Origin of the sequence: Streptomyces coffeae, from assembly GCF_016741875.1 — a bacterium.
Lineage (GTDB): Bacteria > Actinomycetota > Actinomycetes > Streptomycetales > Streptomycetaceae > Streptomyces > Streptomyces coffeae.
Map to the genome: position 1 here is coordinate 25742 of NZ_JAERRF010000051.1, position 8915 is coordinate 34656.

At 65.9% G+C, this 8915-nt stretch carries 7 protein-coding genes and 2 pseudogenes; 8 read left to right on the forward strand and 1 reads right to left on the reverse strand.

Annotated elements, in window-relative coordinates:
• The first annotated feature begins 3 nt into the window (after positions 1–3).
• The 3 genes from JK363_RS39570 (at position 4) to JK363_RS44475 (ending at position 3953) form a co-directional block, all read left to right on the forward strand.
• Positions 4–1404 (forward strand): amino acid permease, encoded by a 1401-nt coding sequence (locus tag JK363_RS39570; protein ID WP_201883155.1) that lies wholly within the window; start codon positions 4–6, stop codon positions 1402–1404.
• A gap of 134 nt (positions 1405–1538) precedes the next feature.
• Positions 1539–3545 (forward strand): acetoacetate--CoA ligase, encoded by a 2007-nt coding sequence (locus tag JK363_RS39575; protein WP_201883156.1) that lies wholly within the window; start codon positions 1539–1541, stop codon positions 3543–3545.
• Positions 3546–3593: 48 nt separating this feature from the next.
• Positions 3594–3953, forward strand: a complete 360-nt coding sequence (locus JK363_RS44475; RefSeq protein WP_201883161.1) for a hypothetical protein — start codon at positions 3594–3596, stop codon at positions 3951–3953.
• On the opposite strand, the pseudogene JK363_RS39585 reads toward JK363_RS44475, so the two are convergent.
• Positions 3852–4731, reverse strand: a pseudogene (locus JK363_RS39585) (integrase core domain-containing protein). The gene JK363_RS44475 and the pseudogene JK363_RS39585 sit on opposite strands and share 102 nt — an antisense overlap.
• Between JK363_RS39585 and JK363_RS43490 the strand changes: the two are divergent.
• The 5 genes and pseudogenes from JK363_RS43490 to JK363_RS39600 all read left to right on the forward strand — a co-directional run bounded on the left by JK363_RS43490 (position 4657) and on the right by JK363_RS39600 (position 8670).
• Positions 4657–4818 carry a hypothetical protein gene (locus JK363_RS43490; protein ID WP_236076513.1) on the forward strand — a complete coding sequence of 54 codons (162 nt, stop codon included), beginning with the start codon at positions 4657–4659 and terminating at the stop codon, positions 4816–4818. The pseudogene JK363_RS39585 and the gene JK363_RS43490 sit on opposite strands and share 75 nt — an antisense overlap.
• 433 nt (positions 4819–5251) lie before the next feature.
• Positions 5252–5404 carry a hypothetical protein gene (locus JK363_RS43495; protein WP_236076509.1) on the forward strand — a complete coding sequence of 51 codons (153 nt, stop codon included), beginning with the start codon at positions 5252–5254 and terminating at the stop codon, positions 5402–5404.
• A gap of 5 nt (positions 5405–5409) precedes the next feature.
• A pseudogene (locus tag JK363_RS39590) lies at positions 5410–6656 on the forward strand (sugar porter family MFS transporter).
• A gap of 26 nt (positions 6657–6682) precedes the next feature.
• Complete coding sequence (iolG, locus tag JK363_RS39595) at positions 6683–7690, forward strand: inositol 2-dehydrogenase (RefSeq protein ID WP_201883157.1); 1008 nt, start codon at positions 6683–6685, stop codon at positions 7688–7690.
• Between the two features lie 86 nt (positions 7691–7776).
• Positions 7777–8670, forward strand: coding sequence for a TIM barrel protein (locus JK363_RS39600; protein WP_201883158.1), 894 nt, complete (start codon positions 7777–7779; stop codon positions 8668–8670).
• Positions 8671–8915 lie beyond the last annotated feature (245 nt).

The following is an 8915-nucleotide window of genomic DNA, read 5'->3' on the forward strand; positions in this document are numbered from 1 at the left end:
CAGATGACCCAAGAATCACCGCCGTCTACATCACAGAACCTCAGACCCGTTCTGGCGAACCGCCAACTCGGCATGATCGCCATAGGCGGCGTGATCGGTGCCGGTCTCTTCGTCGGCAGCGGCACTGCCATCGCCTCGGCAGGACCGGCAGTCCTCGTCGCCTATATCGGCATCGCCTTGCTCGTCGTCCTCATCATGCGCATGCTTGCCGAACTCGCTGTGGCATCGCCGGAGTCCGGTTCCTTCGCCACGTACGCCAGCCGGGCCTTCGGCCCCTGGTGCGGCGTGACGGTGAGCTCGCTGTACACCTACCAGTGGACGGTAGTCATCGGCTTCGAAGCGACAGCAGGAGCACAGATCATCCACAAGTACGTTCCGGGCATCCAGCCGTGGGTAGCCGCCCTGGTGGTCATGGTGGCCTTCACCATCACCAACCTGATATCCGTTCGAGCCTTCGGCGAGTTCGAGTTCTGGTTCGCACTGATCAAGGTTCTGGCTATCTGTCTGTTCCTCGTTGTGGGCGTCCTCGCGATCATGGGACTGCTGCCCGGCGTAGAAGCGCCTGGAACGCATAATCTCCTCGGCCAGGGCTTCGCCCCCCACGGCTGGCAACCCGTCTGGCTCGCCTGCCTGGTTGTGTTCTTCTCCTACCTGGGGGCGGAGACGGTGACGATCGCCGCAGGCGAGGCGCAGAACCCGAAGCAGGCAGTGCGCCGTGCGATGCGCTCTATCATCCTCCGACTGATCACCTTCTACGTGGGATCCGTCGCTGTCGTGGTCACCCTCATTTCCCCCGGCGACGCGGCGCTGGAAGAAAATGGCCCCTACGCGGCAGTTCTGGCTCTCATCGGACTGCCCCATGCGACCGCCGTCGTCAATATCATCGTCCTGACGGCCGTGCTGTCGATGCTCAACTCGGGCATGTACTCAGCCTCTCGTATGATGTTCGCGGCCGCGCGTCGCGGCGAACTGCCTCGGAAACTGGGGCTAATCAACGGCAGAGGCGTCCCGGTTCCCGCCATTCTCGCCGTGGCCGCCTGCGGAATCTTCACCGTCTCAGCGAACTACTTCTTCCCCACAGACGTCGTCTTCATCACGCTGCTGCAGTCCACGGGAGCGATCGGAGTGGTGGTGTACTTCTTCATCGCTGCCACACAGCTGCGCACGCGCCAGCGAATGACCTCCGACTCCGTCAAGGCGCTGCAAGTCCGGATGTGGGGCTTCCCCGGGCTGTCAGTCCTGGTGCTGCTGATGCTCATCGGCATCGTCGTCGGCCTTGCCTTCGACCCGGGCAGCCAGAAATCCCTCGTGCTCAGTGGGGCCGCCACGGCTGTCGCTCTCATCGCCGGCCTGGTGAGTCAGCGCCGTACCCGGGGGGGCAGGACGCGTTGCTGGACCAGATGACCTCTCCCCAGTAGCTCCCGACTAGCCGAGCCCAGGCAACCAGGCGCCTGACCGGCGGCTGGCCGAGGCCACAGGAGCCTCGTCCAGCCGCCGCGGCCCCGCCTTCGACCTGCCATGCGATCAGAAGGGCCACTATGACCACGGACAACACGGCCATCGGACCACGGCGCACAACGCCGCCCGAACCGGAGTTGCTCTACGCGCCGCACCCCGACACCGTCCCCACGACCCAGATCGGTCGCTACCTCAACTGGCTGCGTCGCACCCGAGACCTCAGCTTCGACAGCTACCCCGACCTTCACCAATGGTCGTCCACAGACTTGGACGCCTTCTGGGCTTCGATGTGGGACTACTTCTCCGTCCGAGCCCATACCCCCTACACCAGCGTCCTCGGCGACAGGGGCATGCCCGGCGCGCAATGGTTCCCCGGTGCCACTTTGAACTACGCGGAGCACGCCGTCCACCTGAGTGGCGCGGGACCCGATGACCTGGCCGTCGTCGCCTACTCCCAGACGCGCGACAAGATGGAACTGACGTGGTCAGACCTCGCTGCCCAGGTCGCCCGAGCCCGGTGCGGCCTGCAGCGGCTCGGCGTGGGCCGCGGCGATCGAGTCGCCGCCTACCTCCCCAACGTCCCCGAGGCAGTAGTCGCGTTCCTGGCCACCGCCAGCCTGGGCGCCGTCTGGGCCAGCTGCGCCGTGGAGTTCGGCGCGCGCAGTGTCATCGACCGCCTCTCCCAGATCGAGCCGACCGTGCTTCTCACCACCGCCGGCTACCAGTACGGCGCCAAGCACATCGACCGACGCGACCACATTGCGACCATCAGGCACGAACTCCCCACCGTGCGCCACGTCGTACAGGTACCTTACGGGCCAGGCGAGCTCGCTGACGCGCTGAAGTGGGAGGAGATACAGCGCGAACCGGGTGACACTGCCTTCACGCCCGTCCCCTTCGCCCACCCCCTGTGCGTCCTGTTCTCCTCCGGCACGACGGGCAAGCCCAAACCGATCGTGCACAGCCACGGAGGCATCCTCCTCGAGCACCTGAAGAACCACGCCCTCAGCTGGGACCTCCGCCCCGGCGATCGCATGCTTTGGTACTCCACCACGGCATGGATGGTGTGGAACTCCCTCGTCTCCGGTCTCCTCCTCGACGCGACGATCATCCTCATCGACGGCAACCCTCTCTTCCCCGACCTCAACTGGCAATGGCGCTTGGCCGAAGAGACACGGACCACCCTTATGGGTGCCAGCCCCGGATACCTCATGGCCTGCAGAAGCAAAAACCTGGCTCCAACAACGAGTCACGATCTGAGCGCCCTTCGCCAGATCGCAGCCGCCGGCAGCCCCTTGCCCCCCGAGGGCTACCGCTGGGTCCGCGACCAATTTGGTCCCGATGTGCTCCTGAACGTCGGCAGCGGCGGAACTGACGTCTGCTCGGGAATCCTTCAGGGCAGCCCTCTCCAACCCGTGTGGGCCGGGGAGATCTCTGGACCATGCCTGGGTGTCGCAGCCACGGCCTTCGACGAACAGGGCAAAAAGGTGGTGGGCAAGCTCGGCGAGTTGGTCATCACACAACCCATGCCCTCGATGCCCGTCGGCCTGTGGGGTGACGCCGACGGATCCCGCTACCACGCCACCTACTTCAACACCTATCCCGGGGTGTGGAGGCACGGCGACTGGGTCCGCTTCGCCACTACCGGAAGTTGCATCGTCACCGGCCGTTCAGACGCCACCCTCAACCGCGGCGGCGTTCGGCTAGGCACCGCGGAGTTCTACCGTGTGGTCGAAGAACTGCCCGAGGTGGACGACAGCCTCGTCATCCACCTCGAAGACCCATCCGGAGGCCCGGGACAACTGCTCCTCTTCGTCGTCATGCATGCCGCCCACACCCTTGACGAGAGCCTACGAAGCCGCATCAGCGCACAACTGCGTAACGCCCTCTCGCCCCGGCATGTACCCGACCGCGTCGTAGCGGTGCCGATCATCCCACGCACTCGAACTGGCAAGAAGCTCGAACTGCCGGTCAAAAGGATCCTTACCGACGCAGCGCCCACCGACATCGTCAGCTCCGACAGCCTGGCGGACCCCGACTCCTTGGAGGCATTCCTGACGTGTGCCACCGACCCGCGCCTCGCCTGAACACCACGGCCGACCGCTGCCTCATCAAAAACCCCAGGAGCCCAAGAAATGGATCTTTCCTCGCTGGACGCGATCGATGTCCACGTTCACGTCGAGCAGGACAGCCGTGGTCGCTACTCCCTCGACAGCGAACTACTGGATGCATCAGCGGACTACTTCCGCTCCTCCGAACACCGGACGCCCACCATCAGCCACATCGCTCAGTACTACCGGGCGCGACGAACCGCCGCAGTGGTGTTCGCCGTGGACGCCACCTGGGCCACGGGGCACCCAGCACTGTGGGTGCCGATAAATCATCCGTGCAGTTCAGGCAGCATGCTGGTACTGGTGGAGGGTTCCGCCGAGTCGGTCTCGTCTGCGGACTTCCAGGTGAGCGAGTCGGGCTTGTTGCGTGATGGGTGTGGTTAGCGGGCGACATGGCGCGGCTTGTTGCAGAGCTCTATGCGGGCGGTGTTCGTTGTAGAAGGCCTCGTACTCGCGCAGGGCGTGGAGGAGGTGGCTCTGGTTCCAGATCAGGGTCCGGTCCAGGAGTTCAGTGCGACAGGTCTGTATCCAGCGCTCCATGAGGGAGTTCATCCGCGGAATCCGAATGCCGGTAGTGACGATCTTAAGGCCGGCGTCGATCATCAGGGCGTCGAAGGCGTCGGTGAACTTCGAGTCGCGGTCGCGGATCAGGAACTTCGCCCTGCTGCCCACGTCCTCAAGCTCCATCAGGAGGTTGCGTCCGAGCTGCACGATCCAGTCCCCGATGGGGTACGCGGTGGCGCCGAGGATCCGGATGCGCCTGGTGGTGTGCTCGATGACGGCGAAGACGTACAGGCGCGCTCCGGTCAGCGTGCGGACTTCGAAGAGATCGCAGGCGAGCCTTGGCCTGGCTGCGGAGGAAGCTGGCCCAAGTCGTGTTCTGCCGTTCGGGTGCGGGTGGGATGCCGTGCTCGCGAAGGATCTCCCAGACGGTGGAGGCCGCGACCTTGATACCCAGCGCCGCGAGCTCGCCGTGGATCCGGCGATACCCCCATGAGGCGTTCTCCCTGGCCAGGCGTAGGACCAGGGCGCGGATCGGTCGGATGGTGCGTGGGCGACCGCGTCGCTTGGGCATACAGGCCGCGGCATGGCGTCGCCTGAGCAGTTCCCGATGCCAGCGCAACACCGTGTCGGGGCGGACCAACAGCAGAAGGTGCCGCAGCCTGTTTCGGGGGAGGTGGTGGAGCAGGCCAGCGAAGACAGCGCGATCACTGTCGTTGATGGTCGGCTTGCCAACCTGGCGCTGTAGGACCAGTAGTTGGTGCCGAAGCACAAGGATCTCGAGGCCCTTGTCTCTGTCGCTCATCGGCAGAAGGCGCAGGAACGCCAGGGTGTTCGTCGCGGCGAGGCAGGCCAAGCGCAGCAGCACGACACCTCATGATGCCGCCGATGCCCTGTGCACGTGAAGACGCCAAAGCGAGCCCAAACAGAGCCAAAGATTACTGATCAAGCCCCCACCTGCATGGATGATTTATCGGCACCCGCAGTGTTCCGCCTGCCTCCTGGGACAGAGGAGGGGTTTGAACCATGCCAGGCTGGATTAGATGGGCGTATTTGCAGACAGGCGTCACAGTCGGAAGCGGCGGCGGGAGAGCCGTCCCCGGTGGCTGGGGTGTGGGAGTCGTCCGCAACGCGCTGAGCGAGATGGGACGGGTTGCATGACCGTTCCTCACCGTAGCGACATGGACCAGGCGACTGGCGAATCGAGTCGTTTCGTCAAGATCATCGCTAGTATTGCGACGCTGGGCGCCCTGCTGTTCGGGTACGACACCGGCGTAATCTCCGGTGCGCTTCCGTTCCTGACGGCGAGCCGCATCAAGGCGGCCTTGGGCTGACCCCGTTGACGGAGGGCATCGTCACCTCCTCGCTGGTCTTCGGCGCGGCATTCGGAGCACTGTTCGGCGGTCGGATTTCCGACCGGTACGGCCGGCGGCGGACCATTCGCCTGCTTGCCGTGGTGTTCTTCGTCGGTGCGCTGGGCACCGCTCTCGCCCCCACGCCGCGGTGATGGTGATGTTCCGGGCAGTGCTGGGGCTCGCCGTCGGTGGCGCCTCAGCGACGGTCCCGATGTTCATCGCGGAGATCGCACCGGCCGCCCAGCGCGGCCAGCTCGTCACCCGCAACGAGCTCGTGATCGTCACCGGCCAGCTGCTGGCCTACACCACGAACGCAGTGATCGCGGGTATCTGGCCCGGGAACCACGTATGGCGCTACATGCTCGGTCTGGCCACCATCCCGGCGGTCCTGCTCTGGCTGGGCATGATGTTTGTCCCGGAGTCACCACGCTGGTTCGCCTCCAAGGGACGCTTCAGCGAGGCCCAGGAGGTACTACGGCGGATCCACGGTGCGAAGGAGGCCGAGACAGAGTTCTCCCAGATCCGCGCCGTGGTGGCCGAGGAGGTGGCGCTGCCGAAGTCGGGTTGGAAGGAGCTGCGCGTCCCCTGGGTGCGGCGACTGGTCTTCATCGGCGTCGTCTTCGGCATCACCGTGCAGCTGACCGGCGTGAACTCGATCATGTACTTCGCGCCATCCATCCTGCAGAGCACCGGGCTCGGGACGCAGGCCGCTCTCACCGCGACGATCGCCAACGGTGTCGTCTCCGTGTTCTCGACGCTGTTCGGCATGTATCTACTGGGCAAGTACCGGCGCCGACCGATCATCATCACCGGCCAGAGCGAGCTCGTGGTCTCGCTGCTGTTGCTGGGCAGCTGCTTCCTGCTGCCCGCCTCCCCAGTACGCGGTTATCTCGTGCTTGCGTTCATGCTCGTCTTCCTCTTCTTCATGCAGAGCATGATCGGGACCGTGTACTGGCTGATGATGTCGGAGATCTTCCCGCTCCGCATGCGTGGGTTCGCCATGGGGTTCGCGATCTTCGCCCAGTGGCTCAGCAACGCCACCGTCACGCTGACCTTCCCGATCCTGATCGCCACGCTCGGGGGCAGCACGTTCTTCCTCTTCGCCGTCATCAACGTCGGCACGGTGCTCTTCCTCGTGAAGTTCCTGCCGGAGACCCGAGGGCGCACCCTCGAGGCCCTCGAGGCCCTCGAGGCCCTCGAGCACGAGTTCAGTACCTACGCCAAAGCCTGACGATCTCACTCCCAGGAGAAATAACCATGTCTGTTTCTGTTGGCCTGCTCGGCGCCGGTTTCATCGGTGGCCTGCACATGACTAACATCCGCCGCCACATTCCGGGTCTGGATCTGCGGGTCGTGGCCGACCCGGCGCCTCGGGCGAGGCAGGAGGTCGAAGCGCTGGGGGTCAAGCACGTCGAGGACTGGCGTGCCGTCGTCGACGATCCCTCGATCGATGCGGTGGTGGTGTGTTCCCCGGCCGAGGACCATCCCGAGCACGTGGCCGCTGCCGCCGCAGCTGGCAAGCACATCTACTGCGAGAAGCCGATCGCGCTGACCGTCGAGGGCGCGGACGCGGCGATCGGCGCCGCGGAACGCGCCGGGGTGCTGCTCCAACTGGGCTTCAACCGCCGCTTCGACCCCAACTTCGCCGCCATGCGCGAGCGCGTGGAGCGTGGGGCGGTAGGTCGTCCGCTCATCGTCCGCATCACCTCGCGGGACCCGGAGCTGCCACCCTCCTCCTATACCCGCGCCCCGGGCAAGATGCTGATGGACACGACCATCCACGACTTCGACATGGCCCGCTTCCTCGCCGGGGAGGAAATCGTCGAGGTGAGCGCGTTCAGCGCGGCGCTGATCGACACCCATGCGGCCGAGGTCAACGATGCCGACACCGCGACCGTGATGCTGCGGTTCGCCTCAGGAGCCGTCGGCGTCATCGACAACTGCCGGAAGGCCACGTACGGATACGACCAGCGGGCCGAGGTGCACGGCGCCGAAGGTCTGCTGCGCACGGACAATGTCACGGAGCTGACCACCGTGCTCGCAGACCAGGGCGGCTTCCACCACGCACCCCTCCCCCGCTTCTTTCCCGAGCGTTACGCCGCGTCCTTCGTACGCGCCCTGGCAGACTTCGCCGACGCGATCGAGAACAACACTCCCCCGGCAGTCTCCGGATGGGACGGGCGTCAAGCGCTGGTCGCCGCCCTCGCTGCGCACCGGTCCGCCGTGGAGGCCCGGACGATCAAGATCACGGAGATCGCCGCATGACCGCAGCACGGCCACCACGCAACGCCTCAGGCGGCCCCGCCGCCCGGCGAACCGCACAAGATGCTCGACCAGATGAGGTGATCCCGATGAGCCCGCGCACGCGCGTCGGCAGCGCTCCGGACTCGTGGGGGGTGTGGTTTCCCGACGACCCCCAGCAGACGGACTGGACGCGTTTCCTCGACGAACTCGCTTTCGCCGGGTACACCTGGCTGGAGTTGGGCCCCTACGGCTTCCTCCCCGCCGACCCCCAGGTGCTTCGCGAGGAGCTCGGCCGCCGCAACCTGAAGCTCTCGGGCGGGACCGTCGGAGGGCCGCTGCACCGCCGGGAGGCCCATGCAGCCATCCGGGACGATCTGCTCCGGGTCGGGCGCCTCGCCGCCAGCCAGGAGGCGCAGTACGTGGTGTTCCTCCCGGCGATGTACCGCGACCTTCACAGTGGCGTCCAACTCGAACCGTCCGAGCTCGACGCCGACGGCTGGCGGTCGCTCGTGGAGGGGGCGACCGAACTGGCCCGCGTCCTCTACGAGGAGACCGGCACACGATTCGTCTTCCACCCGCACGCAGAGAGCCACGTCGAGACCGACGAACAGGTTGCATCGTTCCTCGCCGACACCGCCCCCTCCCTCGTCGGGTTGTGCCTGGACACCGGGCATGTGGCCTACCGGCGCGGAGACACCCGCCGACTCATGCTCGAGCACTCCGACCGCATCTGGTACGTGCACCTCAAGCAGGTCGACCCGCAAGTGCTCGACAGGGTCGACGGGGAGGCGCTGCCCTTCGCCGAGGCGGTGAAGCTGGGCGTCATGTGTGAGCCGCCGTTCGGCGTGCCAACCCTCCAGGAAGTCAGCGACGGCCTGGCGCAGTTGTTCGACGACACCTTCGTCATCGTCGAACAGGACATGTATCCCTGCTCCCCGGATTATCCGCTCCCCATCGCCGCACGCACACGAAGCGCACTCCGCGACGCCGCAATCGGCTGAGCCAGCACCCGTGACCGTCGGCCACAACCGGCGGTCACGGCCGCTGACCGAGATCCAGCGCGCGGCTATGCCTCAACTCCCCTGCCTCCCCCGGTTCAAAAGGCCGGAGCGATCCGTGATCACGAACAGCGGGGTGGCCAGCCCCGACCCTGCCCTTGCCAGAAACCTCATCCGCCCTGGTAGGGGCCGGTGCATCGGGTTTCCCGAAATCTGGCCGCGGTCGTCTGAGCCGGCGCTCTCGCGCA

Excerpts from the sequence above, each read along its gene's own strand:
- JK363_RS39570 (WP_201883155.1), top strand. The coding sequence starts at position 4 with ATGACCCAAGAATCACCGCCGTCTACATCACAGAACCTCAGACCCGTT.
- JK363_RS39575 (WP_201883156.1), top strand. The coding sequence starts at position 1,539 with ATGACCACGGACAACACGGCCATCGGACCACGGCGCACAACGCCGCCC.
- JK363_RS44475 (WP_201883161.1), top strand. The coding sequence starts at position 3,594 with ATGGATCTTTCCTCGCTGGACGCGATCGATGTCCACGTTCACGTCGAG.
- JK363_RS43490 (WP_236076513.1), top strand. The coding sequence starts at position 4,657 with ATGGCGTCGCCTGAGCAGTTCCCGATGCCAGCGCAACACCGTGTCGGG.
- JK363_RS43495 (WP_236076509.1), top strand. The coding sequence starts at position 5,252 with ATGGACCAGGCGACTGGCGAATCGAGTCGTTTCGTCAAGATCATCGCT.
- iolG (WP_201883157.1), top strand. The coding sequence starts at position 6,683 with ATGTCTGTTTCTGTTGGCCTGCTCGGCGCCGGTTTCATCGGTGGCCTG.
- JK363_RS39600 (WP_201883158.1), top strand. The coding sequence starts at position 7,777 with ATGAGCCCGCGCACGCGCGTCGGCAGCGCTCCGGACTCGTGGGGGGTG.